This is a genomic window from Shewanella vaxholmensis, assembly GCF_031932135.1.
Taxonomy (GTDB): Bacteria; Pseudomonadota; Gammaproteobacteria; order Enterobacterales; family Shewanellaceae; genus Shewanella; species Shewanella hafniensis.
The window spans coordinates 108,371-134,055 of record NZ_JAUOEV010000008.1 but is presented as its reverse complement, the minus strand read 5'-3'; the positions used below and the strand labels follow the sequence as shown (position 1 = coordinate 134,055).

23 protein-coding genes are annotated in these 25,685 nt (G+C 40.4%); all 23 read left to right on the top strand.

Annotated features, from left to right (window positions below; translation table 11 throughout):
- Window positions 1-36 precede the first annotated feature (36 nt).
- The 23 genes from Q4Q46_RS09420 (at window position 37) to Q4Q46_RS09310 (ending at window position 25,317) form a co-directional block, all read left to right on the top strand.
- On the top strand, window positions 37-1,419 hold the full coding sequence (locus tag Q4Q46_RS09420) for a hypothetical protein (RefSeq protein ID WP_311905814.1): 1,383 nt from the start codon (window positions 37-39) through the stop codon (window positions 1,417-1,419).
- A complete protein-coding gene (locus tag Q4Q46_RS09415; protein ID WP_311905813.1) occupies window positions 1,420-2,286 on the top strand; it encodes a hypothetical protein in 867 nt (288 codons plus the stop codon). It begins immediately after the preceding gene.
- A 3-nt stretch (window positions 2,287-2,289) separates the two neighbouring features.
- On the top strand, window positions 2,290-2,961 hold the full coding sequence (locus Q4Q46_RS09410; protein ID WP_311905812.1) for a hypothetical protein: 672 nt from the start codon (window positions 2,290-2,292) through the stop codon (window positions 2,959-2,961).
- Window positions 2,962-3,153 (top strand): hypothetical protein, encoded by a 192-nt coding sequence (locus Q4Q46_RS09405; RefSeq protein ID WP_311905811.1) that lies wholly within the window; start codon window positions 2,962-2,964, stop codon window positions 3,151-3,153.
- Window positions 3,154-3,167: 14 nt separating this feature from the next.
- Window positions 3,168-4,064, top strand: a complete 897-nt coding sequence (gene cpaB / locus Q4Q46_RS09400; protein ID WP_311905810.1) for a Flp pilus assembly protein CpaB — start codon at window positions 3,168-3,170, stop codon at window positions 4,062-4,064.
- Window positions 4,061-5,371 carry a type II and III secretion system protein family protein gene (locus tag Q4Q46_RS09395; protein ID WP_311905809.1) on the top strand — a complete coding sequence of 437 codons (1,311 nt, stop codon included), beginning with the start codon at window positions 4,061-4,063 and terminating at the stop codon, window positions 5,369-5,371. Before cpaB ends, Q4Q46_RS09395 begins: the two co-directional genes overlap by 4 nt.
- Window positions 5,372-5,392: 21 nt before the next feature.
- On the top strand, window positions 5,393-7,120 hold the full coding sequence (locus Q4Q46_RS09390) for a TadA family conjugal transfer-associated ATPase (protein WP_311905808.1): 1,728 nt from the start codon (window positions 5,393-5,395) through the stop codon (window positions 7,118-7,120).
- Complete coding sequence (locus Q4Q46_RS09385) at window positions 7,113-7,964, top strand: type II secretion system F family protein (RefSeq protein ID WP_311905807.1); 852 nt, start codon at window positions 7,113-7,115, stop codon at window positions 7,962-7,964. Before Q4Q46_RS09390 ends, Q4Q46_RS09385 begins: the two co-directional genes overlap by 8 nt.
- Window positions 7,965-7,978: 14 nt before the next feature.
- Window positions 7,979-8,842, top strand: a complete 864-nt coding sequence (locus tag Q4Q46_RS09380) for a type II secretion system F family protein (RefSeq protein WP_311905806.1) — start codon at window positions 7,979-7,981, stop codon at window positions 8,840-8,842.
- Window positions 8,832-9,188 (top strand): DUF192 domain-containing protein, encoded by a 357-nt coding sequence (locus tag Q4Q46_RS09375; RefSeq protein WP_311905805.1) that lies wholly within the window; start codon window positions 8,832-8,834, stop codon window positions 9,186-9,188. Before Q4Q46_RS09380 ends, Q4Q46_RS09375 begins: the two co-directional genes overlap by 11 nt.
- On the top strand, window positions 9,173-9,658 hold the full coding sequence (locus tag Q4Q46_RS09370) for a tetratricopeptide repeat protein (RefSeq protein WP_311905804.1): 486 nt from the start codon (window positions 9,173-9,175) through the stop codon (window positions 9,656-9,658). Before Q4Q46_RS09375 ends, Q4Q46_RS09370 begins: the two co-directional genes overlap by 16 nt.
- Entirely contained in the window at window positions 9,655-10,338 is a 684-nt protein-coding gene (locus tag Q4Q46_RS09365; RefSeq protein ID WP_311905803.1) for a TadE family protein, read from the top strand. Before Q4Q46_RS09370 ends, Q4Q46_RS09365 begins: the two co-directional genes overlap by 4 nt.
- 77 nt (window positions 10,339-10,415) lie before the next feature.
- A complete protein-coding gene (locus tag Q4Q46_RS09360; protein WP_311905802.1) occupies window positions 10,416-14,561 on the top strand; it encodes an IPT/TIG domain-containing protein in 4,146 nt (1,381 codons plus the stop codon).
- Window positions 14,562-14,727: 166 nt separating this feature from the next.
- Complete coding sequence (locus Q4Q46_RS09355) at window positions 14,728-15,408, top strand: hypothetical protein (RefSeq protein WP_311905801.1); 681 nt, start codon at window positions 14,728-14,730, stop codon at window positions 15,406-15,408.
- 85 nt (window positions 15,409-15,493) lie between these two features.
- Window positions 15,494-16,000, top strand: coding sequence for a hypothetical protein (locus tag Q4Q46_RS09350; RefSeq protein ID WP_259544504.1), 507 nt, complete (start codon window positions 15,494-15,496; stop codon window positions 15,998-16,000).
- A 284-nt stretch (window positions 16,001-16,284) separates the two neighbouring features.
- On the top strand, window positions 16,285-16,779 hold the full coding sequence (locus tag Q4Q46_RS09345) for a hypothetical protein (RefSeq protein ID WP_311905800.1): 495 nt from the start codon (window positions 16,285-16,287) through the stop codon (window positions 16,777-16,779).
- Window positions 16,776-17,240, top strand: a complete 465-nt coding sequence (locus Q4Q46_RS09340) for a hypothetical protein (protein ID WP_311905799.1) — start codon at window positions 16,776-16,778, stop codon at window positions 17,238-17,240. The genes Q4Q46_RS09345 and Q4Q46_RS09340 overlap by 4 nt, the downstream gene beginning before the upstream one ends.
- A gap of 114 nt (window positions 17,241-17,354) precedes the next feature.
- Window positions 17,355-17,690, top strand: coding sequence for a hypothetical protein (locus tag Q4Q46_RS09335; RefSeq protein WP_311905798.1), 336 nt, complete (start codon window positions 17,355-17,357; stop codon window positions 17,688-17,690).
- 254 nt (window positions 17,691-17,944) lie between these two features.
- Complete coding sequence (locus tag Q4Q46_RS09330; RefSeq protein WP_311905797.1) at window positions 17,945-20,047, top strand: thrombospondin type 3 repeat-containing protein; 2,103 nt, start codon at window positions 17,945-17,947, stop codon at window positions 20,045-20,047.
- Window positions 20,048-20,134: 87 nt separating this feature from the next.
- Entirely contained in the window at window positions 20,135-20,572 is a 438-nt protein-coding gene (locus tag Q4Q46_RS09325; protein WP_259544510.1) for a hypothetical protein, read from the top strand.
- 565 nt (window positions 20,573-21,137) lie between these two features.
- Window positions 21,138-23,108 carry a hypothetical protein gene (locus Q4Q46_RS09320; protein ID WP_311905796.1) on the top strand — a complete coding sequence of 657 codons (1,971 nt, stop codon included), beginning with the start codon at window positions 21,138-21,140 and terminating at the stop codon, window positions 23,106-23,108.
- A gap of 224 nt (window positions 23,109-23,332) precedes the next feature.
- Window positions 23,333-23,839: a hypothetical protein gene (locus tag Q4Q46_RS09315; RefSeq protein WP_311905795.1), complete on the top strand. Its 507-nt coding sequence runs from the start codon at window positions 23,333-23,335 to the stop codon at window positions 23,837-23,839.
- A gap of 158 nt (window positions 23,840-23,997) precedes the next feature.
- Window positions 23,998-25,317, top strand: coding sequence for a hypothetical protein (locus Q4Q46_RS09310; protein ID WP_311905794.1), 1,320 nt, complete (start codon window positions 23,998-24,000; stop codon window positions 25,315-25,317).
- The last annotated feature ends 368 nt before the right edge of the window (window positions 25,318-25,685 follow it).

The following is a 25,685-nucleotide window of genomic DNA, read 5'->3' as shown; positions in this document are numbered from 1 at the left end:
TATAGGGAATATGCACTAGCAAAGGAACTGTGATAGATGCTGATTCAACAAAAGGGACAAGCCATGGTACTGTCCCTCATTCTCATGTCATTTGCGATTATGGTAGTGCTGTTTAGCTTCAATTCCGCTCAATTGAACCTCAAAAGTACCAAGCTACAAAATACCGCAGATAATACAGCTTATAGCGTTGCAACAATTGCAGCTCGCGATTTTAATTATAAGGCCTATACCAATAGAGCTGCAGTTGCGAATCAAGTTGCAATCGCACAACTTGTTGGCCTGTCATCTTGGTTTAATATGACAGAGCAATTTTCAGAAACAGCCTGCGATTATTTCTGTAGTGTCCCATATATTGGTCAGGCAATTGCGGCAGTCAATAAGGTTATTACCGTTGTAAATACAGGGGTTCAACCTTTTCTGAGCGTAATGGTTACACTTGAAAATGCGATCCTTCATGCACTGAGCATGTCACAAAACATTATTCACTATGCTGGACTAATATCGACGATGTCCACAGCACAGGAAATTGTTGAAGCCAATGATCCTAAAGCAAAGCTAGATCTGATGCAAAATCCACAAATGCTGGGTGACATAAAAGATCTCTGGGTTAATTTCCAAGAACAACACACTCGAAATAATCAAAAGAATAAAACTCAATATTCTGACTTTATTGCAGTCACCCTTAAGTCTAGAGACTCATTTAGCACCAGACGAACCTACAGTCTCGACCGTCCATGGCATGGAAATTTAGGGATTGTTAAGTGGAATACAATCAAAGCAGGTGGAAGCGATTTAATTTCTAATGGAAAAAATAAAGCTGAAACGTGGACCGCCATGGATACGATCAGCACTCACTGGCGAAAATGGGGTTGCCGTCGATTTAGATGTGGCTGGCGTCACTCAGAATATACTCTTGGTTGGGCATCTACACGTGCAAATGAAGAAGTCAGCATTCGGAATACAGGTAACAACACCTCGTGGGGTGAGAGTCGACACTATAATAAACAATCTTCTAGGTATGCAGCCCGAGATGAACAAACCAGCGGTACCTATAGTGGAGTTCAACCTTTCTTTGGTCTGTCGAATACCGCCAAGGGTATCAATCAAACAGGTAATATCTCTGTTGTTGTTTCTAAACCACAGAAAGATGTTGGCACCACAAGCTCGGTAAAAGCTGGAGAGCAAAACACTAACCCAGCATTAAATGAGAAAATGCTCGGCAAGCGTTTAAATGCCCTTTCAACTGTGCAGGTTTATTATTCTCGTCCAAGAGATTTAATGCTCACATCAAGCTCTTGGAGTCGTTCGGATAACCGACATGAATACGGCAACCTATATAACCCCTTTTGGCAGACTCGATTAACCGATTCAACAAGTACTGAGCGTAGTGTTGTGCTGGCATTAACGAGGGCTTTGTAAATGACTGCACGTCACAAGCAAAAAGGGCAAGCCCTTGTTGAATCAGCTATTGGCTTAACCTATGTTGCTGTACCGCTATTACTACTTTTGCCATTTATGGCAAAGCTCACAGGGGTCCAACATCGAGTAGAGCAAGCATCACACTATACTGCTTGGGAACGTACTGTCTGGAAAGAAAGTGCACCCAGTCGCCTACCAAATCGCTCGGATCTATATCTGGCAAAAAAGACCGAAATCGACCTCGCCAAGCAAATCCCATGGCGACTTTATCAACAGGATGGCATCAAACTAAGCAGCACGAATAAGCAAGCATGGGACTGGTCAAAACAAGTACACCCAATGCTCAAGCATCAAGTAAAACAAGATGACGCTCAACAAGTAGCGATTAAATCACATAGTGAAACACCTCAAAATAGCAATGAACTCGATAGAGTGACTCAATCAAATCGTGGTCAGAAATTACCAGGTAATGTCGGTAGTGCTGTTGATAAAGCAGTAGGCCTATTGTCATATACAGGATTCGACCTTGAAACAGACCAGTTTTATCGCACAAAAGTTAACCATCAAATGGAAAATTTCTATTTAGCACCATTTGATAAGTTAGATCTAAAAGTTCAGGGTAGTAGCGCCCTACTCGCTTCAGGTTGGAATGCTGCAGGTCCTCATCATGTCAAAAATCGTGTAGAGCGCTTAGTGCTAACCAAAACGATGGATATGGGATTAATTCAGGCAGCCCAGAAAGCGCTAGCGATAATACCATTCGGCAAAGAGCTTAGTCCCAGTAAACTTAAGTTTGGGTATGTAGAACCTAATATTTTGCCTCAAAACAGGCTGTGCACATATGGCACAGCTAACTGTGGAGGATAGTGCATGAAATACTTGTTCCTTACCACGTTACTATTTTCTGGCATAGCACAATCTTCTGATTGGCCAGAGATCCAATTTCCTGATACGGCTAAAGTTGAAATTGTCGCAGATAACATGACACATAATGGTTATCCCATGAAAACATGGTTAATGACAGATAAACAAAGCCAAATGATGACCGCGAGTTATTTTAAGAATCTTTGGAAAAATAACAGTTTTCGCTTCGATGCCAGAATGTTCAACGGCGATTACATTATTAACAGCCTTCAACCCCCTTATCTACTTACAGTGAGAATACAGAGCAATTTTGATGGTGTAATTGCTTATGTTGGCATCACAAAAGATATGGATGAACAATCACTAAATCAGGCAAGGAAAAATAGCTTTCCAACACTAATGAATAGCGATGTGATTTCAGACATTCATTCTAATGATATTTACAAAAATGGGCGCACTCTCACTATTGCTAGCAAACAAAGTGTTAGCGCCAACTATTACTTCTACCGAAATCATTTTCTGCAAAAAGGTTGGATTGAAAATATTGGACTACTAGAGGCATCAATAGGTACCGCTGCACTACAGCTCAGTAAGGGAACTGATATTGTAGACATAAGTTTCAATAAAGAAAATGACGTGACATATATAGTTGCAAATCAAGTCATGGAAAGACAATAAATGAAACAGTTCAAAACCTTTAATCAAGGTCAGGCCAGCATTGAATACTTAGTTGTTTGCGGAGCTTTAGTTGCCGCCTTGTTGGTTCCTTTAGAAAATCAAAAGAACATCATGGAAATATGCATTGAGGCACTTCGAGAGTGGTATACCGCCTTTGCTTATGCCAAGTCTTTATCAGCACTCCCAAATTAAATTCAGGTATTTTAATGAAACTTAAATCGTTTGACTTCAATTGGATTTTACTTCTTATCGCACTCATTCTTGGCGGTATTAGCGCTTGGGCTACTAAAAACTATTTCATAGTAAAAGAACAAGAATTAAGAGCCGAATTATCTAAAGATAATATTCAGATGACGGATGTGGTCGTGGCGACACAAGAATTACGTAAAGGCGATATTATTTCACAGCAAAACATGTCCGTGCGAAGTATTCAAGCTGACACTCTGCCACTTGATGCTGTACCTCCGAGTCAATTTGGAGAAATTGAGGGACAAATGTTACTCGAGCCAATGTCACCTGGTCGCCCACTATTAAAGACCTATCTCCCAGGACAACGAATCTCACAATTTTCAGATATGCTAAAAGATGGTGAAAGAGCGGTAACCATCAATATCGACGATATTAATTCAAACGCAGGTATGTTAGTTCCATCTGACCATATAGATTTGCTTCTGTCTTACAAAGATCAATCCGCTAATGAAGAACGCAATAAATTACATATTTTATTAGAAAACGTCACCGTTCTAGCTACCGGAAGACAGAGCATAGATGTTAATCCCGAATTAGCAGATACCCTATTCGATAACCCAAATGCCTATAACACCGTCACCTTAGCGCTATCTATCGATGATGCTGCAAGAGTCTCCCTCGCGAAACTAAAAGGTAGCTTTATAACTTTGTTGCGTAATCAAACGGAGGAGCTACCTCTTGAATTCGTCTCCTTACACGAAGGCCAATTATTCCAAAATACAACCAATGCCTTGAATCAAGAAGTTGAAGTAATTACTGGCGGTGGCGGCATAACAACCAGCATTCAGGAATATCCTTTAACCCCGACTCACTACGAACAACTCAGCCAACATGAGCATAAAACCGCACTATGAATATTAAAAAAATAATTATCCTGTTTTGGATATTCTTCTCTATGTCTTCCATTTGCTATGCACATAACAACACGCCACTAAAACTCTATGTGGGTGCTGTTGAACTCTATAAAGCAACAGATGTAGAACGTATCGTAGTTGGTAATGGCAAAATCATCAGCGCCAAAGTAGTCGATAATAAAGGAGTTTTACTTATTGGTGAGACAGCTGGGGAATCTGACCTACAGTTGTGGCAAAAAAACGGCAAACTCGTGAAGTTAAGCATAGTTGTAACCCAAGACAATTCATTACGCACAATTAATACGGTTAAAACTATGCTCGCTGCGTTTCCCACACTTACGATCACTGAGTCTGACGGTCTTATCGTCGTTCAAGGCGAAGCTGATTTAGACCAAAAAGAACAATTAGAAAAAATAATTGAGGCAAGTCCCAATATTGTGTCCTTAGTGAAATATCTGAAATTTGCGAAGACATTAGCCCCTATGGTCAAAATGCAGGTGAAGATAGTTGAGTTCAACAAGTCAACCCTGAACAATATTGGTATCAAATGGGAAACCGCCATGTCAGGACCGGCTTATGGAGCAGCCAAAGCCTTCAGCGCAAATCCTATTTTCAGTGTAGCCTCACCGGGTCAATATTCTGGTGCGATCAGCGAAGCTATCTCAGACAGTATAGGCGTTTTGGATACTCGGGGCTGGAGCTCCTTTGGTATCGTTACAGGCATAGGATCACAAATCCAACTGCTATCAGAGAAAGGCGATGCCAGAATGCTAGCAGAACCGAATCTCACTACCCGCAGCGGCGAATCCGCAACATTTCTTGCAGGTGGAGAATTTCCTATTCGTAGCGTGAGCGGGCTCGGGGCTGTCGATGTACAGTTTAAAGAATACGGCATAAAACTGGACATAGAGCCTCTAGTTGATAGTGAACAGAATATCGTTTCCAGAGTCATGGCTGAAGTGAGCTCAATCGACCCTTCCATGTCAATCGACGGCGTCCCAGGCATGCTCACTCGACGCACCGAATCAGTTATTAACGTCAGAAATAACGAAACTATTGTTATTTCCGGCCTAGTTAATAGTGAGATGTCCAAAATAGTTAATAAATTCCCCCTATTAGGAGACATTCCTATTTTAGGCGAACTGTTTAAGTCTAGAGATTTTAAAGACAAGAAAACAGAGTTAGTAATATTCGTTACCCCTACCATCGTTTTCCCTGGAGAAGAGAGCCACGATAAACAACTAGCGAAAGGACTCGAGATGGCGCAAGACGCTACAAAACTTGAAGCGTTTTATATCTTAGATTAGGGACAGGATTAGGAGAAAGGCATGTTTAGCGTCATCGTCAGCACGACCAAAGGGACAAAAGTGGGTGAGTTCCAATGTATTCACTCCGAATGCCAAATAGGCAAAGACCCAAGCCAATTAATCGTACTCAGAGGGCTTAAAATTTCAAAAAACCATGCCACTCTGAGACAAGATAAAAATGGTATTTTCATTGAAGATAATAAAAGTATTACGGGACTAAAAGTTAACGATCAAAGATATAAATCCTATGGACCGATTGTGACTACTGACAAAATACAGGTAGGTGACTATCAACTAAGAGTACATACCAGCGATCCACAATATGATGCACAATCAGCTCCACATGAAGCTGCAGGAAACAGTGTTCATTCCGGAGTCCCAAGCCCACAGGAGCAGAGTGCGCTAGATTCAATTGTCCCTCAGGCTGAAAAACAACAATCTTCGGTAATCGACCATGAGTTGATACAGAAGATCAAAGTAAGAAATGAATGGCGCCGTAAAGTGCATACTGAGTTGCTCAAGCTTATGGACTTGCGTAGGGTCAATGTCAACGAAATGAGTGATATAGAGTTACGCACTCAGAGTGAATCTCTAATCAATCAAATTATCGCAGGTTTTAGCTTACCCGCAGATATTGAAGTTAGCTCCCTAGTCAAAGAAGTTTTAGATGAAACTATAGGCTTAGGCCCACTAGAAGCCTTAATCGCCGATCCAGACGTTAGCGAAATCATGGTTAACAGCCACGATCAAATCTTTTACGAAAAGGCCGGTAAACTCTACCTGTCTGACATAGCCTTTTCCGATGATCAAGCAGTGCTTGGAGCCATTGAGCGCATCGTAACTCCAATAGGCAGGCGAATTGATGAAAGTTCACCTATGGTTGATGCTCGCTTGAAAGACGGCTCTCGAGTCAACGCAGTTATTCCGCCATTAGCATTAAAAGGGCCTTGCATTACAATACGAAAATTTATGCAACGGCGATTAGGCTGTGACGATCTAGTAAAATTCGGCTCAATGAACACCGCCATGGCAAGCTTTCTCGAAATGGCTGTCAAACAGAAACGCAACATTGTTATCTCCGGCGGCACAGGATCAGGCAAAACGACTTTACTCAATGTATTGTCGAACTTTATCCCAGATAACGAACGCATTGTTACTGTAGAAGATGCCGCCGAACTACAACTGTATCAACCTAACTTAGTATCACTAGAGGCTCGCCCTCCGAACCAAGAAGGTAAAGGCGCAGTAGAAATTCGAGATCTGGTAAAGAACTGCTTGCGAATGCGCCCTGACAGAGTGGTGATCGGTGAGTGTCGTGGCGGTGAGGCTTTAGATATGTTGCAGGCAATGAACACTGGCCATGACGGCTCGCTCACAACGGCTCACTCAAATTCCCCTAGGGACTGCATATCACGTCTAGAAGTCATGGTTATGATGGCTGGAATGGATTTACCTGTGCTTGCTATCCGTGAACAAATCACCTCTGCGGTAAACATCATAGTACAACAATCTCGCTTTTCCGATGGATCAAGACGTGTCACTAGCATATGTGAAGTTACGGGCTTAGAAGGCTCTATAGTCCAACTATCAGAAATTTTTAAGTTTGAACAAACCGGATTTAATGAACAAGGTAAAGTCCAAGGTTACTACACTGCGACTGGCACTATGCCAGAGTTCTACGAGCAACTACGTAGGCAAGGCGTAAAAGTCCAGCTGGATATATTCGACAAGGAAGCTCGATATGAATAGCGCCCTCATTGCCGCAGCACTGGTCTTCCTGGCTGTCACACTCTTAGTTTGGTCATTGAAACATCTGTCGGAAAAGCTCGCCCACAGATATCAGGAAACCTTTACCACATCGGCCCGAACAAACCTGTTTGATATGTTCTTATTTATCGAACCTCATCAATTATTTTTGCTCAACATGGCAACGCTAATATCGGTGCCAATACTACTAAAAATCTTTTTAGGATCCTGGGTAATAGGTATAACAATCAGTATTATACTTGCTATAGTCCCACGATTTGCTTATCAGTTTCTCCATAAACGTCGCCGCCGAAAATTTGTTCATCAATTGCCCGACGGACTTAACATGATCGCCTCATCGATGCAGTCAGGCTCTAACGTCAGCAGCGCAATTGAATTTATGGCCGAGGAAATGGAGGCGCCTATGCGCCAAGAGTTTCAACTGTTTCTTCGGGAACAGCGTCTTGGTGTCGAGTTCAACCAAGCATTAGACAACATGCTCAAGCGTATCCCAGAAGATGAGTTTCAATTGGTCGTCGCAGGGATGCAAATATCAAGAGAAGTCGGCGGTAATCTCGCTGAAGTATTACTCAGGCTATCTGCAACCTTGAGACGTAAGATTGAAATGGAAGGCAAAATTGATGCACTGACCTCCCAAGGGAAAATGCAGGGCGTGGTGATGACTCTCCTGCCTATCTTCATCGGTGTAGTGCTCTATCACATGGAGCCAGAATCAATGGGCAGAATTTTAACTGAACCTCTGGGATGGGCACTTATCGCTCTCATTACAATCATGCTCATTAGCGGATATATGTCTATCCGTAAAATTGTCGCCATTGATGTATAAGGAGGCAATGCAACATGGTTAACCTAATAATTTGCGTTTTTACTCTCTCTGTAGTCTTTCTGGCAGTCAGTTGCATCCGCATTTACCGAAGAGTTCCTGCAGATAACCGTGAGTTTATGGATCCGCTATCACCCGGTCTCAAGTTATTGTGGCCGCTCGTACGCCTATTTGCTTTCTATATCAGTGAAAATCTTAGCGTTGATTATCTCGAACGTGTCGCCAAAAAATTACAATTATCTGGCTTATCCTACATGATGACCGCAGAGCAGTATTTTGCTATCAGAATCATTAGCACACTGTTCTCCGTTAGTCTGACATTCTTGTGTTGCTTATTACTCGACAACATCAGTATCAACTACATACTGCTCTCAGCCCTATTTGGCTACTTTCTACCCGTTTTGACACTCAACGATCTTCGTAAGAAACGTCAAGGTCAAATAATCAAAGCCCTCCCCGTATACCTCGACTACTTAACAATGTCGATTGAAGCGGGATTGAACATGGCAGGTGCACTTAGCCAAGCCGTTGAACGCGGTCCTGCTGGGCCACTTAGAATTGAATTTGAAAAAGTCATCCGCGACATGCGCGCTGGTATGTCCCGTGCGCAGTCGTTCCGTAACATGGCAAATCGTATCCAAGTGACCGAAGTCAACAGCCTAGTCAGTGCCCTCGCCCAAGCCGAAAAAACGGGTGCGAGCCTTGGCCATACACTTAGAATTCAGTCAGATCAACGACGGGTAGAAAGATTTCAACGAGCCGAAAAAAAGGCGTTAGAAGCACCAGTAAAATTAGTGTTTCCGCTGATTATTTTCATTTTCCCAGTCACATTTATGATCCTAGCCTTCCCTATCGCGATGAAGTTTATGTATGAGTTATAAAATGCCACACGCCATATTAAAAACTGAAACAGGCGAGAAAGTTGATGTTTTTATCGCCAATACTCCATTGCTCCGTCTGCGTGGTTTATTAGGACGACAACAACTGACACAAGAGCAGGGCCTACTCATTGCACCTTGTAATTCTGTTCATACATTAGGCATGACTTACGCATTAGACATTGTCTACTTGGATAAGCATGACGTAGTAATCAAGATTGAACCACATCTCAAACCCTATCGGGCCAGTGCTTGTTTTGGCGCGACGAAGGTACTTGAGCTTCTTGCTGGCACAACAACACAAAAAAACATCATAGAGGGAAGGGTTCTGACATGGCACGTAAGTTAATCTTGTTACTTTGCTTTATGGGTCTGAGCAATATCGTAGGATGTGCATCGACCGCAGAGCAAGAAGAAGCGAAGAACAATACGCAAATAGTGGCAATACAGGCAGAGGCAGAGCATGCCTATAAAATGGCAATGCTAGATCAAGCTGAAAGCCTGTATTTACAAGTGCTGAACAGCGTCCCTAACTATGCCCCAGCATGGTTTAGATTGGGGAATATCTATACGCGAACAAGTCGCCATGAGGCCGCTATAGAAGCCTATATGCGCTGTTTGCAACTCGAACCAGAAAACCAAAAATCCTGGTACAACATCAGCTTAGTCAGGCTCAAACAAGCCACTCAAGTCTTAGCATCAGCAAAACGTCAGGGCGATGGCAATACTCCAGTAGGACGACAAATAAACGCTTTACTAGACGCACTCAACGATCTGCAAAGTAATGATCGCTCGCCCGAGCCCCAGGAAGCACAATGAAGTTGGACAGACATAAACAACGGGGGCAGAGCATGGTTGAATTCAACCTTAGCCTGCCCTTCTTGATGCCAATCATATTGGTTGCAATGATGCTAATAGCCCAATGGGGATTTATCTATTCAGCCAAAAGCACATTAGATTCCGCCACAATTAAAGCAGTTCGAGCGGGCACCTTGTATAACGGCAACATAGTAGAGATACGTAAAGGTTTAGCTGAAGGCATGATGCCGCTCTTTGCCCACGGCACTGACATGGCCGACATCATTAAAGCGCTTGCCAATGCAAAGATCGCCACCGCTATCCAAAGTGAGATACGCATCCTAAGCCCTGACAAAGTGGTATTCGATAAATTCAAGGTTCGGAGTAAATATCCTAAAGGGTATATATATGAAATGCCGAATAATAACTTAATGTATCGCAACCCAAAGGTTGAAAACATTAGCAAGGACCGGAACCTAAATATCCAAGATGCCAATCTGTTGCAAATAGAAGTCAGGTGGTGTCAAAAACTAATAGTGCCATTCGCTAACTATGTAATAGAAAGCATAGTGACTTCACCACTATACCAACCAAACGGTGATCAAATTGCCTGTAATGCAATAGGCGTAGCAACTGGAGATATTTACCTCGCTCTTGTCTCACAAGGGCTTATGCGTATGCAAAGTCCCTTTAGGTACTAGGGTCATAAAAAGTAATCATTTAACTGAATATAAATTCAAGCTGAAACTAGGAAAATTGTTAAAAGGGAACTATGACAATGAAATATAAATCCGTCTGGCTGGCCATCCTCATCGCCAGCACTTTAAACCTCAGTGGCTGTAATGAAGATTTGCAACCAGGTGAAGGTCCTAATACACCCACAGATCCAATAATACCTCCAGATCCTATCGATCCAACAGATCCAACTGACCCTACGGATCCGAGTGATTTTGTTGGAACGTGGGTAAATAAAGATGAAGATGGTGATGGGGTACCAGATGAATTGGATGATTATCCATTTGATGCGAGTAAAAGTAAATATCCGCTATTTATCGAGCAGGAACCTAATGATAATCCTAGTGTAGCGACAGTGATTGCATTTACCGCCGGTGTAAGAGTTCAAGGTGTTATTAGTTCGGAGCTCGATAAAGGTGACCTGTTTAAATTTGAGGTTGCAGAACGTCGCTCGTTAACTGCGATCTTTAAAACACCATCATCTCGCTTTCAACCACAAGTATATGTATCAAATGCCGATGGTTTGGTTATAGATGCGATATTTTTATACAAATATGCCGCTCCTAATATCTATGTAGTTAACTTTCCTCTCTATGAACCAGGAACTTATCAATTAAGTGTTATAGATGAAAACTTTGCTGGTGGCCCTGACTTGTCTTACGAAATCATATTCTTTAATGACGAAGATGTGGATTCGTTTGATGATATAAAAGAGCGTGCTTTTGCATCTAATTTAATTAAAAATGACATGGACGAAGATAAAGTACTTGATGGCTTGGAGTACTTATTTGGTTTAGATACCGATGGGGATAATTTACCTAATTGGACTGATGAAGATGCTGATGGTGATACATTCTCTGACATACTTGAAGGTGATAGTGATATTGATGGCGATGGTATACCTAATTTTTTAGATAGGGATTCTGACGGCAACAATTTGGACGATCAACTAGAAAGCGGTTCTGCTAATTCACCATTAGACTTTGATGACGATAATATTATCGATCACCTTGATATTGATGATGACAATGATGGTATTTTTGATGTTAATGACTTGCAAAGGCTTTCACCGGCTAAAGTACAGCTATGGCAAAAACCAGGTGACTTATTTATTGAGACGATAGCAACCTTGTATGAAGATACAAAGGTTAAGTATTTTGTCAGGTCTGGTGACAAATTTGAAATTGAAGTTGATGGTTATCCAAGTTCCTCTAATTCGCCAATTTTAGTTGTAAATATTCAAGGAAAACTGTTTAATTTGCACCCTATTACAACTCGCACTGATGATGGATTAACCTATCTAAGTTTTTTAATGCCAACAGTCAAAGGCAGCGGAGAAGTTTCGCTAGCTATTGGTCAGGTTAAGTCAGAGTCATACCCTATTGAAGTTGGTAGCGCTGATTTACCTTTACTTAAAGTGAATAATGTAAAGGAAGTTACCGCAGGCGATGTGATTACACTGCAGGGGGACAATTTTGATGATGATACCTTAGTCTTTTTTAATTCAATTCCAGCTGTAACTCAATACCTTAATCGTCATGAATTAAGATTAACCGTGCCAGAAGGTATTACTGGCGGTAGTTATTCTGTCAATAATAGTGTGGGTAAAAGTAATTACATTACTTTTATCGTACAACAAAACGTACAAGTTAATGTTGACGCTCCAAATGCGAAAAAAATTACAGCTATTGGTGGGATTTATCCGGAGTTAGCTTTACCACTATCATCCGATAACTACACGATTCAGAAAATGGGGACAAGCGCTGAAGTTGTTTTTACTTATACCAATAATGGTTATGAGTTAGTTAGCTACTTAAGCGCTATTCATTATATTGGTGATACAAACCTCGAATTTTCATATCGTTCAACAGCATTGGCCAATATGGTTTTGCAGTTAAATTATTACCTTGAACCTAGAGGGCTAAATACGAAGCAAATTGCACAATTTATTGAAAAAACATCGGTATATGAAGAGTATGTTTCTGAGGTCGAAGCGCACTTAACTGAGAGCAGTGACTTTTTTAGTTTTAAAAATCGTTCAGATGAAACCGTAAAATTTTTAGCTAATTACGAAGCACGTATGCTTAAAGAATTAACGAGCATTCAAAAATCCCCCCCAACAAGTCGAAGCCAAGTTAACCCTTCTAATTATACGCTCAATGATAGAAATAACTCTGTATTATCAGCTTTAGAACCCACTATTGTCTCATACCCAGAAACCGTTGGAACCTGGAATGCTTTTGATATGACGATGGAGGCTACAACTTTTCTTGAAAACCAAGGCGAATTAGCGAATAACTGTGGTGAAGGGGTTGACCCTAAATGGTACCAAGTGCTCAATTTAGATGGATGTATAGAGTTAAAAAATCGCAGTCAGTTATATCTAAGTGCTCGAGTTTATGCGTTAGACCCAAAGACTGGATTAATGAAACAAGACTTAGCATCATTAAACTCACCTATTGAAAATCATGTTTCACAGCCTTGGGATAACGCTATGCTCGGGCCGATTACTGGGACGTTTCTTGGTGTTGATGTTTGGTCTAGTGACTCACTTATTGATAAATGTGTTTATAAAGACTGTTTATATCAAATAGTAACACCAGGTGTTGACGGTGTTTTTGGCCCAAGTCCATATCAGTTTAATGGTACTGAAGACTATAATATAAAAGCCAATAAAGCTCGCCAATACCTCGCCATAAGAACGATTATTGACAACATAGTTATTCGTTTTTATTCCATATTGTTTGATGCAGCAGGCATCGATTTAGATGCTCCGGAGCATCGCTCTAAAGATAAAGTATTAAAAATCATCAAAGCGGTTTATACCGGTGTGCCAAGTATTGGCCAAGAAGTGGCTAAGATTTTATCTAAAGATACAATTACAGAAGCGGATTGGACGAATCTTGCTAGCGCAATAGGCCAAGGCTTGTATGAGAGTGAAATTAAAAAGGTACTTAGTAATCCTTTAGATCTTGGTTCTTATGGCCCAGTGACAAAAGCAATTCTATCTACGTTAGAAATTACCCCAGAACAGTTTGCTTTAAAAATAGCTCAAAAAGTAGCAGAGAAGTTTATTCCTGGTTGGGGGCAGGTTACTGCGGCATATGAAGCAAGTACTCTCGCTTCTTCAATGATAGATATGGTGGCGACGATTAAAGATTTAATTGTGGTACCTACTAAACTTGATTTTCTTGTTACGTGGGGCCTTAAAGCATCTGACATTACCCCGCGTATGATCCAAAAAACAGGCCAGACTAAAGGTTTTACCATTGTTGGAAGTGGCATGGCAAAAATACCTAGTAGCTTAGGTTTTCCACCAACTCCGCCCCAAGTTAGGGTTTACGACCTTGGTAATAGTGAAAAGGAATTGTCTGCAAAGGTATCTGATGTTAATACGCAAGGTACGGAGTTGACGTTTTATTTGCAGTATATGAGTGAAATAGAAGCCGCTGTTGGCCCATTAAAAGTAGAGGTTGAACATCTTGATAAAATTGCAACTGTGCCTTATGACATACTCATAGGCAATGATTTAACGATTGCGGATATTACCCCCGCTAAAGCCAGTGCGGGTGAAGAAGTTGTTATTACGGGGGTTGGCTTTAGTCGCTCAGTTTCAGGTAATCAAGTCACTTTTAGTGGTGCAAATGGTCAACGCCTAACTGCCCCAGTCAAATCTGCATCTACTGACTCACTAACGGTTGTTCTTCCTAGTGGGGTTGCCTCTGGTTATGTCACAGTTGAAGTAGCTGGTGGTTTAAGCAATGAATATCCATTCTCAGGACCAGGATCTGTACTTATTACTTTTGGAGATAACGGTAATTTGAACGATGATGTGTTTAAACTGAGTGTGGATAACCGGGTAGTGTATGATAATAATCAACCAGAACGAAAGGTGGGCCCATTAACAGTTGCATTAGATGATGGTGATCACACTGTGAAATTAACGGGTATTAGGGCTGATGACGGTATTGCAACTTATTATATCGAATTTGCAGGTGATGTTATTAGTGTCAGCGGAGATGAGTTATCTGGACGAGATTTATGCCCTAATACACATAAGACGTATCAGCTAACGGTTAAAAGTGGCTCTAATGTTGTCAGTAAAAGTAAATCTAAGCTTTCAGTACCATTAGTATTATTGAATGAGTCTGCAACTGAGCCAACAGAGTGCCCTACGACTGGTAATTAATTTAACTCGCCCCGAAAGGGGCGCAGTTTTATGTATTAAACGCTTATTCGCATTATGTGGCATACATTAACCGCTGTTTACTTGTTGTCGTTTTATCTCTGCGATGGTCAGTGTAAAACTATTATGAGAATAAATTTATAGAAAGAACAAATAATCAGAAGTAAATATGGCTAAAAAAATAGAGTTAGATGATAAATCTTGGTTTTATAACCTGCACATTAAAGGGATGCGTAACTTTAATGCACAGAGTGATGTGAGTTTATATGTCGCTAATATAGCTTACCCTCTGCCTTTCGGTATTTCGCTGTCATTGCTTATTTTTATGGTCGGTTTGACTGTGTTACCTCTTAACTTCCCTAATACTGAGCTTGCTCGTGCATTAGTATTAATCAACGTGGGATTATTACCTGTCTATTTAATAGGGCGGTATTGGCTGGTGAGGCGGCATTACGGTATTAGCGGGACATTACGTTGCTATGTGAGCCAGCAGCGTCTAGCCATTCCAGCTAATGCAATAATCAAAAAAACATTGGGGACGTTGGAGTTACAACGCGATGACATTGCGCGCCTCACGGTAAAGTATAAATCTCAAATGCATCGTCTACATGTGCGCAATCATATTACCGCGTGTGATATTAAGCTAAAAAACGGTGAAGTCATTACCCTTAATGCGATGTATTTCCCGCTTAAGCAGATTGTTTATCTGCTGCGTTTTTTTGACTATCCAATGACAACGCAGCACGGCAATTGGTCATGGACTTTTTTGCCTAATATAATAGCCCTCACACTTCCTGTTTTAACCAATGTCGTTGTCACAGGCATGCTAGTGAAACATTATTTTTTTTAGTGTATATTCAACTGATTACATATATGATTGATTGTGAGTTTTTAAGAGTTAGTAAAGCAATAACGTAAAATTAAAAGGATGTTTTATGTACAAATTGATCGCTATTATTTCATTTCTACTTATATCGACGCCTTCAATGGGTTCTCCTGATGATGAAGATTTAATTCAGTGGTTGGCAGCAGCAAAAAAAATTGATCAGTCAGTGCCGAATGCATTGTGTAAAGCGTCAGTCGATGTTGTTAGAAATCAAGATGTAAACTTATTCAGAAAGGTGTTTGCTGCAATACCAGCAACGGATGAGCAAGTAAAAGTATATTTATCTGAGTTACATGATAAATATTTTAAAATCTCATATTTAGGTATCGATAATTATCAAATAGATGAAAATGAGGCGTTAGCGTTTGAAGATGCTAAAAATTCTAGCAGCAGTTTAGTTAGCGAAAACGCTAAGCAGCGTGGACATGACTTAGAGTTGTGGGTTACATACCGTTTCGACACGATATCACCAAAGACTAACAAGGCTATACAAGGGTTTGGAACTTGCAAGCTAGCCTATTTACAAAACCAGTGGAAGGTTATTACGTTATTGTAGGTAATCATATGGTACCAGATTATGCTAATTGCTGATTACCGCGAGATTAATATGGCCATATATGGACGCTCCCGGTGAGTGAAGGCACCCACTATTAAAATAATCAAGTATTGACTTAGGTCTATCGCACCGAAGCACAGGCCTCTTTCAATTTGGTTACAAAGGGCCTTATAGCCATTAGGCTATTTATTCATTACGTTAGCCATTAGTTTACCTCTTAAGTGATAATACCTCTGCTATGCCAGTTTTGATAAAATAAGCCTCACTTAGATTTTTGGTACGATATGGAATTGATAAAAAAGGATTTTAATATCAAACAACAATCACTGCAGCTGGTACTTTTAATCGCACTCAGTCTAGGCTTAAGCGCCTGTGGCGGCGAGTTGGAACCCAGCGAGGGTGGCACGCCACCGACACCTCCAACAACCGATCCCATAACACCCCCCACCACAGATCCTGTGGAACATCTGGGCAGTTGGGAAAATAAAGATGAAGATGGTGATGGGGTGCCAGATGAATTGGATGATTATCCGTTTGATGCAAGCAGAAATAAATATCCAGTATTTATAGAGCAGGAACCGAATGACAACCCATCAGTGGCCACACCAATCGAAATAGATCAAGGAGTCATAGTACGAGGGGTTATAAGCTCTGAATTGGACAAAGGAGATCTGTTTAAGTTTGTAACAACCGAACTTAATACACAGCTGTCTTCAAAACGTCATCAGCTCGATTTAAACCACAAGTGTACATTTCAAATAAAGATGGTCTTGTTATGAATGACATCTTTTTATATCGATACGCAAAACCGAATATCTACGTAGTGAACTTTCCAATATATGACCCTGGTGCATATCAATTAAGTTTAATTGATGAAAACTTTGCCGGCGGGCCAGATCTTTCCTACGAAATTGTATTTTTTAACGATACTGACGTTGATTCATTTGATGATATTAAAGAACGAGCACTGGGTTCTTACCTACTAGAAAATGATATGGACAAGGATAAAATTTTAGATGGACTCGAGTTTATCTTCGGCACTATAAATAAAAGTTTAGATATTGATAATGACTCTATTCCAAATTGGTTAGATTCTAACTCTGATGGCGACGGATTTAGCGATAAATTAGAGGGAAGTAATGATTTAGATAATGACGCCATTCCAAATTTTTTAGATAGAGATGCTGATGGCAATGGCGTCGAGGATAAGTTAGAAAGTGGTTCTAGCACTCTTGGCTAATGCCTTTTTAAATAAATGGCATATAAATCAATTGTCATTAATAACATTCTAAATTCTATCATGAATTACTTATGGTGCCGTCAAATAAAATCACTATATTAATAAGGAAGTTAAATGCTAAAACCATTGTTGTCTGCCACACTAATGCTGGTATCTAGCCATACTATGGCCTCTGAATATGATTTGGTTGCCCCCCCTGCCGAGCTTGATATCTCAGTACCACAAGCCAACTGTTTAAAAGCCGTTGATGTTGTAAAAAACCAAGATGTTGCACTTTTTAAATCGATTTTTTACCCTGTTGCGGTAACGGATACACAAGTCGCACAACATCTAAAAATAACACATGATAAATACTACACAAAAAATCATTTCGGGATAAATAATTTTAATTTAGCCGAGTATGCTAATTATTATTTCGAAGATGCTAAAAATTCAAAAATAATACAGTAAGCTCTGAAGCAAAACGTCGAGATCATAACATTCAACTCTGGATAGGTTACCATTTTGACTCAATTAACCCCCAAACCAATAAAGAAGAAGGGAGTTCAGGTCATTGTCGCTTCGCCTTAGTGGAAGATAATTGGTATCTGCTTAACTTGTTATAAAGCGTTAAATTGCGAACAACTATATTGACTCAGTTAGACTCACTATATTAAATTTAGCATTACAGTAATCCATTGGATTACTGTAGCAAAGGCGAGAGTATGCAAGAAAAGTTAACTATCAATGACAAATCTTGGTTTGAAACAACTCATTTTAAAGGAATGGAAACCCTTAGCACCACTAGCGATATGTCACTTAAAGTGGTTTCTTTTTTCTATCCCCTGTCTATGCCTAAGCAGTTACTGCTATCTTTGGGCTTGCTATTAATGTGCTTAGTGCCTTTTATCACCCCTGGTGCAATTGCGTTATTCCCACAGTTCCCGACAGTGCCACTGACACTTGTTATTATCAATATGTGCCTAGTCCCTGGACATTTTATAATCAGGCATTACTTAATCAAGAATCAATACAAATTGAATGATGCACAGCATGTGTACATCAATAGCGACAGAATTTCATTACCTGTCAACAGTCTAGTCAATGAACCAAATGGTCAATTAGAGCTAACAAAAAAAGATATCGGTCATATCGATATTGTGTATTGGGTGCAAACCAATAAGGGGGTAACCACTCGTACTATTTATGAGATCGACATCAATTTAGTTTCAGGTAAATTATTAAAGCTAGACGCTCTTCATTACCCGCTGAAACAGATGTTTTATTTGATGGTGTATTTCGACTATCCAGTGAATACAATCAAACGACATTTCTCTGCTAACTATGTTGATGGTCTAGATGACTCATTAGAGCCTGCATTCGGATTGTCAAACATAGTCATTGATACTGACAATGATAAAATATTTGATGCCAATGAATTCTATGCATATGATTATTCAAACATATACTCTCACGACGTTGACAAAGATGGGATCCCGAATTGGTTAGACGATGATAGTGATGGTGATGGCATTCTCGACAGTGTCGAAGGAGTGTTTGATTTAGAGCGGGATGGCTTTGCCAGCTTTGTCGACCTTGATTCTGATGGCAACGGAGAGAATGATGATTCCGAAGTCGGAAGCACGAATATGATGCCAAAAGACTCTGATAATGATGGTTTATACGATTTTTTGGATGTCGTTGATGACAATGATGGTTTATTGGATATCCATGATAACGATCCCCTTAACGCCTTAAAAGTTGCCATGCCTGGCGAGCCAGGTTATAGAAATATTGTATACACATCTTATATTTATAATAGGGAAGCGATACATGACATACACATTGCAGAAGAAGCCCACAGCATTAGTGGCCGCGGACTAATAGGTACAGGGTTCCTAGTATTTGATATGGGAAAAGAAATTCCACCGCTGAACATACCTGTTACCAGTAATAATTCTGAGAATATTACATTTTTAATGCCCAGAAATGCCAAGAGCATCTATTTTGTCGCTGACGGCTTTCGTTCGAATCGAGTTGCAGTTAACTATTCCAACGAACGAATTGCCATTATTAATGCACTTAATGAACAGTACTTTACTGAAGGAACTACAATAGAATTAACTGGCAAGAATTTTTTCGAAGACACAAAAGTTTTGATTGATGATTTAATAGTCGAACCTTCTATTAATTCTACATCAAGTTTGACTTTTATTTTACCTTCAGGTTTATCACCAGAAGTTAAAATATCTTTAAAAACAACCTATGGTAATAGTAATAGCCGAGTCATAAAAGTTGGGAAAAATATAGCACTAACGATTGTTGAACCAAACAGTATAAATATAGATACAACAAAACTTTTCGCAGTGTCATACCAGTCACCAACGAAGAAGCGGTATCCTGTATCCTCTATGCATTCTACTAGTGTTATCGTTGGCAGTGGTTACGATATTATTGTTGTCATGCATCAAGATGAACATGGAGTCAACTTCCCCTATCTTTACCGTGCTGTTTTTGACATACCGCTAGAGACAAGCATTTCCCCTTTAGACAGTGCTATATCAGTCGCTTGGTATAAATCGGGTATTAGACGAAGCGTTCCAACGACTGAATGGATTAATACATACAAAGCCATTGGTGAATTAGCAGCGACAAGAACTCTGGCTGAATATATTGCCAGCCATATGGACAACCTAAAATATACAGCAAACCCAGACTATATAGCGTTGGAAAGATTTGCAGTAGAAGCAACTAGATTTTTTAGTCGGGAATTATACAATGCACAAAAAGAAAACCTCAAAGCGAAAATAAATAATGTTGCTTCGTAAAATAACCAGTTGCGCAAAAGCGGAAATACTACCGAGTAAGAACGGTATATATTCAGCAGTATTTGTAGATTAAAAGAGATTAAACCTATGAAATTAAATTATCTAGCTCTAAGCCTTATATGTATTTTACCAGTTTTCGCAGTCTGCGCCGCAGACTACGAAGAACTAAATCAAAAATGCATCACACTACAAAAAGGCTTTGTCAATGGTGACCTAAATACCGTATTGAGTTATTATCACCCAGATCTTGAAAAAGACAAAACGGCATTAACTCTCCTCAAAAAAAGAGTCAAGAAAAAATCGGATGCACAAATAAAATATCAAAGAGGCGAGTTTTCTACCATCAAGATATTGAGTTCACAAGAAGAGGCCATTACAGAAAGAGATCATAGACTTCCATATGATATAAATCAAAAAATCGGAGTAAGACTACAGATTACTTTTGTCAATGACGAATTAACATGGGAACCTTATTGTTTGTTCATCCATGATAAAACAGACAATAACTGGTATGTAATCAATTAGAATACATAGTTGGCTTGGACTGTAAAATCACAAATTACATCCAAGCCTTTACCTTTAACCATATTAAAGTTAAGGATTTAAAATATAATGATTAATGACTCCCTATATAAATTCCTTTCTAAAACCAAACCCAACCTACATCATGGTATGTTCTGGTCTACTTCAACGATCCAATCACTCTGCAAAAGCGTCGACACTCATTAGCCGTTGTCGCTCGCAGCATGTTTATCACTTTTCCCTTAGTAGCCCTAGTGGCGGTAACAGGCTTGCTGTTTAAAGAGTATTTTCTGTAGATTTAACAGAACCCCAAATAGACTAATGACTTAACTATAAAGTCACGCTATATAGCGTTATGCCCACCAACTTAGGCAGGGATTTGGCAAGATGAATAACCCATTAATGAACAATCGCTTATTCTGGTGAGCAAGTTAATACTTTAGCGTGATTGTGATGACGAACTCTACACGCAAAAATAACTGACTAAAAAAACGGCAACCTGACATTAATGGTCAAACACTTAATCACTCTCTTCGCCAAGAGCAGCTTCATCACAAGGACGTTTATTTTGCCATCTTCCCGCTTAGCTCGGATCCTATCCTTAATCGCCCTTTTAACCATGCCGCTATTTGCGCAAGCAACTACTGTCACCCCCTCAGAGCATCAAGGCACTTGGGAGAACAAAGATGAAGATGGCGATGGAGTGCCCGACGAATTGGATGATTATCCGTTTGATAAATCAAGAAGTCAGTACGTCTTGGTCACTGAGGAAGAATTCAATAATAACCAAGATGTTGCGACTCATGTAGATCAAATCCCATTGCGTATATCTGGGGTTGTGCAACAAGTCAACGATCTCGATTTTTATAGGATAAAACTAGAGGCAGGTAAATCAGTCACGTTTTTATTATCTTCCAAAAATGATGATTTCTCACCAGGCATGGCAGTGCTAGATAGCAAGGGGTTAGCTATCCTTGCATGGGCGCCAAACTATCAGCCTGTCGGTCAATATAAACGAGCAATTCAGGTAAAACCAAGAGAATCAGGTGTTTACTACTTGGCCATCAATGACAAGTTATTTCGTGGCAGATCGGACTTTGATTATTCGATAGCGGCATTCTTTGATAATGACTTAGATGCCATTGATGACGCAATAGAACCAGCCTTCGGTTTTGAGTCCTATTCTCAGGATACTGATAAGGATGGTATTTATGACGGAGAAGAGTTCTATGTATATAAATCTGACAATCTGATGCTTCATGACGTCGATGGCGATGGCTTACCCAACTGGCTCGATGATGATACTGATGCAGATGGAATAAAAGATGGCTTGGAGGGTGCGGCTGACTTAGATAATGACGGATTAGCAGCGTTTGCTGACCTTGATGCCGATGGAAACTCGGTATTGGATGCAATGGAAGTAGGTAAGAATAGTCAATCTCCGCTCAATTTTGATGGCGATGCACTGGCTGATTTCATCGATCTCGATGACGACGACGATCTTATTTTAGATGTCAATGATATAGAACCTCATTCAAGAGTAAAATCTGCGGCTTACCCTTCTGAAAATTATAAAGAAATTAGAACTATCTATTATCTACACGATGGACTAATACCAATAAAAGACGTTTTCATCGCGAATAAAAAACATCGAATACTGGGTGAAGGTCTGAGTGATGGTTTACTTGTATTTGCCCGTAAGTCTGGTGGACCAATCAATATGCCAGTCGAAGTAAATCAAGATGCAAGTGTGGATTTCATTTTGCCGGCTGATGTAACCCAAATGTATTTTGTTGCCTCGAATCTAATCAGCGCCAATGGCATTGATATCCTTTATCGTAATGAAAATATCCCCATAATACTCGAGCAAACGGCTCTGCGGGCAAAACCGGGCGCTGAAATGTTACTGAGAGGCAGCCATTTTAATGAACAGACTAAAGTGGTTTTCTCTGGACAAGAGATTGTGCCTCGCTCAATCAACCCAGTTGAATTAATTTTTGATATTCCCAATACCGCTGTTTCGGGAGAATTATATGTCAAAAATACCTACGGCAAGAGCAATACCCTTAATGTGCAAGTTAATCGCTCAGTGTTACTAAAAATAGCCTCTGATGTATCCCTCAACGCCTCGACATTATCTGCGCTATCAATGGGTAGTGATAATGAAGACTCCCTCTTTTTTAGTGTTCAAAGAGAGTTACTACTGCCAGTCTCCAACAAAGGTTACGACCAAATATTGGTATTCTTAGGCGAACAACAAATACTTAATGCCGTCTATTATGGTCAGTCTGAAATCACTATTGATTATGCAACTACAGCGGTATCACGTGCTTGGCAATTTAGTGGCATTAAAAGCACGACATCCATCCCTGACTATCAATCATTCTTTGTACAAACCCAATCTCTACCCGAAGTTAAACAACTCGAAGACTATATTCGTAACCACATTACACAACCCGAAACGTTTAATCAGCCGCCTTTTTTTCAGAGGGTCGCAGCGGCAGGCGATGCAGTGAACAAATTACTCAATACGTTATAGCGAGATAACTACCTGAAATGATGAGATACCAATTAGAACCATGGCGCACTCGCAAGCTGATGCAGTAACGCGATGTTATTATTTTCAATTACAGAAATACCTTCCCCTGTTTGTAACAGCATAGCGATGACAAGCAGAGAAGAAATAGCGTATTTCTTACGAAATATAAGTCAGCTATACGGGCCTCAACCCTGTGGCATTAAACTCTTGATATTGGAACTCATATGAAATTACAGAAACTCTACCTATTTAAACTCGGTAAACCTATATCTCTACTGCTAGGGCTTGCAGCGATATTCCCCATGTACGCCACAGGTTCAGAGTTACCTGCTGAATTAATTGCCGAGCTTAAACCCCGTTGTGACAAAATGATGCAGGATATTCGCGATAACAAAATGGATGACATCATTAAAGAGTTTCATCCCATGTTACAGACATGGAATGAGGGCAAGTTAGCGAAGAAGATGGCCATGCTAAGCATCAATGGTTATAAAAATGAAATGTTCGGTCAAATTCCATTAGATAAAATCGTATTCTCCGAGCAAGAATCCAGTTTTCGAGACCCCAGTAAAGATAACATAGGGCAATATCCCGATATGACAAACATGGCAGATCTGCATTATAACTTTTACTTTGTGAGACCTGATGGCAGAAAACAAAAAGGAAGCGTGAACTGCATTCTGTTTGAAGCTGCCGGTAAATGGTATTTCGAAGATAAGCTGCCGTTTTAACCAAACCGTACCTAACACAAGTTAATACTTTAGCGTGATTGTGATGACGAACTCTACACGCAAAAATAACTGACTAAAAAAACGACACACTGACATAGGTGTCAATTACTTAGCCTGTCTATTCGCCGAGATTCGCTTTCATCACAAGGACGTTTATTTTGCCATCTTCCCACACAGCTCGGTTTCTCTCTTTAATTGCCCTATATAGTTTACTTGCCTGCAGTATTTTTCCTGCTAGCGCCGCGCTGGATAGAGATCAGGCTTTGGCGACTTTTGACAGCCAAACAGTACCACTCATAGAGCAAGCCATTGCATTAGGGGAAACAGCACCAGAGGACAGAATTGACGATGCGTTAGATCGTCACCAAGGCGATGCACTTGCCGTTATAAGGGAAGGCATTCCTCAACGTCTGGCGATTAAGGCAAAGCAACAACTCATGTTAGCGAATGAGTACCTTAGGTATTTTAAAGAATTACAGCAGCAAGTTCCGCATGCGAGTCAATGCCATCAACCAGAACTTGTGGCAGATTTCAGAGCACAAATCAAAGAGCTCAACGCCTATGTGGATAGGCTCAACACTTACCCTAAACTCCAAAACCTAGGCGACGCTTTTCCAGCCTTAATGGACATGAATATTAATCAGGCACGGGTAAACACCTTAACGAGTCTGTTTCATCGATTTCGGCTCTGTGTTTTAGGCGATGATACACCAGCCTTGGTCGAGGGGCTCAGCGGCGAGAAAGGAGATGCAATAGCCAATGCCTTTATCAGTACATTTGCAGCCAAACAGGGAGTGATTCCGCCTACTGCACCCGAATATATATCAGAGAATGATACTGAAGATATTTCCCAATTCAGTGAGATAGACGAGCCTGGGCTTATCCAAGAAAAACCAGAGCAAGATTATGGCACCTTTGATGGGCCTCAAACAGAGGCCACAAGTGAGATTTCACAGCCCATTTCAGCCCTAAAATTTAGCAACAAGCCACTGGGTGACTGTATTCAACAACAGGCGAAACTGCTCGCGATTCAACAAAGCCAAGAACTCAGCTTACTGAATTGTCAGTTTAATCCCACCGATATGGTGGCATTAGACGACCTCAACGCCTTTAGTCATCTTGACACCCTTAGCTTGAAAGGTGGCACGCTCACTTCACTTTCTAATCTGAATAACAAGAATCTGAAAACACTAATGTTAAACAATATGAAGGTTACTGATTTTAAATCGAAAAACCTACAGCTAGATAGTTTGCTAATCAGCCAAGTGAATTCTAACAATTGGTCAAGCTTGCTCTCCCTTAACGCCCAGACAATTAGTATTGATAACACCGTTGATTGCAATCAACTCAAGCCTCTATTGAGATCGGAAAAGCTGATCCCTATTCATCCAGGACTTAGCCCAACAGAAATGGCCGAACGTATGCAACAAGCAGAAGCTAATGGCATACCACTGTTAATGCTCGAATGTGCAATCTAAAAATGTATTTAACCGACATAAGCCGCTAAGAGCCCTTATCATACCTTTGTATAGTTGTATGATTTTTAAACAAAAAGGAAAATATACGCGCTACTAACTACAGCAATTTTACTCCGCTGTGTTACGACAGGAAGGATGCCAAACGTTGTCGTGAAAGGGATATCTCCAATATGCAGGGCGCGTTAGCGCACATGCTGCCAATTTATATCCCTCAGACTGATACTTACCAACCTTCTTAGCAACAGAAACTCAAGTTAACACCATTTGGCTTGGTAGTGATTAACGCTGTAACACTTTGAATAAGCAAAGTGATCAGATGGCTTCACCCTCAATAAGCACAATGGAAATTGCCGAATTAATGTAAGGAC

What these genes read in the sequence shown, in the direction of transcription:
- Q4Q46_RS09420 (WP_311905814.1), top strand. Translation starts at nt 37, where the DNA reads ATGCTGATTCAACAAAAGGGACAAGCCATGGTACTGTCCCTCATTCTC.
- Q4Q46_RS09415 (WP_311905813.1), top strand. Translation starts at nt 1,420, where the DNA reads ATGACTGCACGTCACAAGCAAAAAGGGCAAGCCCTTGTTGAATCAGCT.
- Q4Q46_RS09410 (WP_311905812.1), top strand. Translation starts at nt 2,290, where the DNA reads ATGAAATACTTGTTCCTTACCACGTTACTATTTTCTGGCATAGCACAA.
- Q4Q46_RS09405 (WP_311905811.1), top strand. Translation starts at nt 2,962, where the DNA reads ATGAAACAGTTCAAAACCTTTAATCAAGGTCAGGCCAGCATTGAATAC.
- cpaB (WP_311905810.1), top strand. Translation starts at nt 3,168, where the DNA reads ATGAAACTTAAATCGTTTGACTTCAATTGGATTTTACTTCTTATCGCA.
- Q4Q46_RS09395 (WP_311905809.1), top strand. Translation starts at nt 4,061, where the DNA reads ATGAATATTAAAAAAATAATTATCCTGTTTTGGATATTCTTCTCTATG.
- Q4Q46_RS09390 (WP_311905808.1), top strand. Translation starts at nt 5,393, where the DNA reads ATGTTTAGCGTCATCGTCAGCACGACCAAAGGGACAAAAGTGGGTGAG.
- Q4Q46_RS09385 (WP_311905807.1), top strand. Translation starts at nt 7,113, where the DNA reads ATGAATAGCGCCCTCATTGCCGCAGCACTGGTCTTCCTGGCTGTCACA.
- Q4Q46_RS09380 (WP_311905806.1), top strand. Translation starts at nt 7,979, where the DNA reads ATGGTTAACCTAATAATTTGCGTTTTTACTCTCTCTGTAGTCTTTCTG.
- Q4Q46_RS09375 (WP_311905805.1), top strand. Translation starts at nt 8,832, where the DNA reads ATGAGTTATAAAATGCCACACGCCATATTAAAAACTGAAACAGGCGAG.
- Q4Q46_RS09370 (WP_311905804.1), top strand. Translation starts at nt 9,173, where the DNA reads ATGGCACGTAAGTTAATCTTGTTACTTTGCTTTATGGGTCTGAGCAAT.
- Q4Q46_RS09365 (WP_311905803.1), top strand. Translation starts at nt 9,655, where the DNA reads ATGAAGTTGGACAGACATAAACAACGGGGGCAGAGCATGGTTGAATTC.
- Q4Q46_RS09360 (WP_311905802.1), top strand. Translation starts at nt 10,416, where the DNA reads ATGAAATATAAATCCGTCTGGCTGGCCATCCTCATCGCCAGCACTTTA.
- Q4Q46_RS09355 (WP_311905801.1), top strand. Translation starts at nt 14,728, where the DNA reads ATGGCTAAAAAAATAGAGTTAGATGATAAATCTTGGTTTTATAACCTG.
- Q4Q46_RS09350 (WP_259544504.1), top strand. Translation starts at nt 15,494, where the DNA reads ATGTACAAATTGATCGCTATTATTTCATTTCTACTTATATCGACGCCT.
- Q4Q46_RS09345 (WP_311905800.1), top strand. Translation starts at nt 16,285, where the DNA reads ATGGAATTGATAAAAAAGGATTTTAATATCAAACAACAATCACTGCAG.
- Q4Q46_RS09340 (WP_311905799.1), top strand. Translation starts at nt 16,776, where the DNA reads ATGAATGACATCTTTTTATATCGATACGCAAAACCGAATATCTACGTA.
- Q4Q46_RS09335 (WP_311905798.1), top strand. Translation starts at nt 17,355, where the DNA reads ATGCTAAAACCATTGTTGTCTGCCACACTAATGCTGGTATCTAGCCAT.
- Q4Q46_RS09330 (WP_311905797.1), top strand. Translation starts at nt 17,945, where the DNA reads ATGCAAGAAAAGTTAACTATCAATGACAAATCTTGGTTTGAAACAACT.
- Q4Q46_RS09325 (WP_259544510.1), top strand. Translation starts at nt 20,135, where the DNA reads ATGAAATTAAATTATCTAGCTCTAAGCCTTATATGTATTTTACCAGTT.
- Q4Q46_RS09315 (WP_311905795.1), top strand. Translation starts at nt 23,333, where the DNA reads ATGAAATTACAGAAACTCTACCTATTTAAACTCGGTAAACCTATATCT.